Genomic DNA, 1,180 nt, shown 5'->3' with positions numbered 1-1,180 from the left:
GTTTGGCTTATGCCACTAATTACAATATCTTCAACACCATCGTTGTTTGTATCGTAATGCGACAATGAAATACCCTCCCACTTACCTGGTAATGTATAACGGCCATACTCAGTTGTTAATCTGCCATCTTTAACAACAACCTGAACCGCTCTATTTGTTTTTGTATAACCTAATAAAGCAAACTCGTTAAACCCGTCGTTGTTTAAATCACCTAGCTCAACTACTTGCGTATCTTCCCAATTACCTGGCCAGCTAAAATTAGTAATACGCTGATTAGCTAAGCGGCCATCGTTTATACGTAAAAACACCTTATCTGTTGTTGGATGGGTTCCAACAATAGCAACATCTCGTATGCCATCATTGGTTCTATCACTTACTAGCAAAGGTTTTACATTTATAAGGTCATTTGGCCAACTAAACGTACGTATAACGCCACGCTTGTCATTACCTTTCTTAACTAACCATTGGTAACGACCATCATCTTTACGCTTACCAAACTGGCCCCAATCCGTTGTACCATCACCATCAAGGTCGTCCATTTGATGTAAGCTAATATCATCCCAAAGTGGATTCCAGTTATATACATCAAGTTTACTATTCGCGTTTGCACCGTCGTACATAAACAATTGGCCTTTATCTAAACGCTCATGTTTACCATGCATTGCAACTTCAGGGATTCCATCTGACGTAATATCTGTCATTACAACATACTTAGGTGAATCCCATTGATTAGGCCATTTAAAGGTTTGGTAATTACCACGTGTCATACCATCTTTTACAACCAGCTGCCTTGTACCATTACTTAAATGGACACCGCTAATTGCATATTCTTCTACGCCATCACCTGTTAAATCAGACAACACTTCAAACGATACATCACTAAGTGTAGCTGGCCAATTCCAAGCGCCTAACTTAGCGCCATTTGACCCAGAATGAACTAATAATTGGTAACGATTTTTACTGCTATCGAACCCAAATACACCAAGTTCCTCTACGTCATCAAAGTCTCTATCTTGTAGGGTATAAAAAACAACGCTATCAAATGGGTAAGTAATAGTGAACTCATTGAGTAAATCAAAGTTATCGCCACTGTAGAGTTTAACTATGGTATGTTGCTCATCTTCTTTATAGCTAATCCAATCAAGTACACCATCAGCATTAGTATCATTAAACAGCGACA

Annotated in this window: 1 protein-coding gene; it reads right to left on the bottom strand. The window is 38.7% G+C overall.

Going from position 1 to position 1,180, the window contains the following annotated elements; translation table 11 throughout:
• Nucleotides 1-1,180 (bottom strand): FG-GAP-like repeat-containing protein (locus GQR39_RS20000; RefSeq protein ID WP_165736428.1); only part of this gene is annotated, 1,180 nt, incomplete at both ends.

It is taken from the genome of Pseudoalteromonas sp. C8 (genome assembly GCF_011378685.1).
In the GTDB taxonomy this organism is placed as follows: domain Bacteria; phylum Pseudomonadota; class Gammaproteobacteria; order Enterobacterales; family Alteromonadaceae; genus Pseudoalteromonas; species Pseudoalteromonas arctica.
The sequence above is the reverse complement of the archived record's forward strand: the minus strand, read 5'-3'. Positions and strand labels throughout refer to the sequence as shown.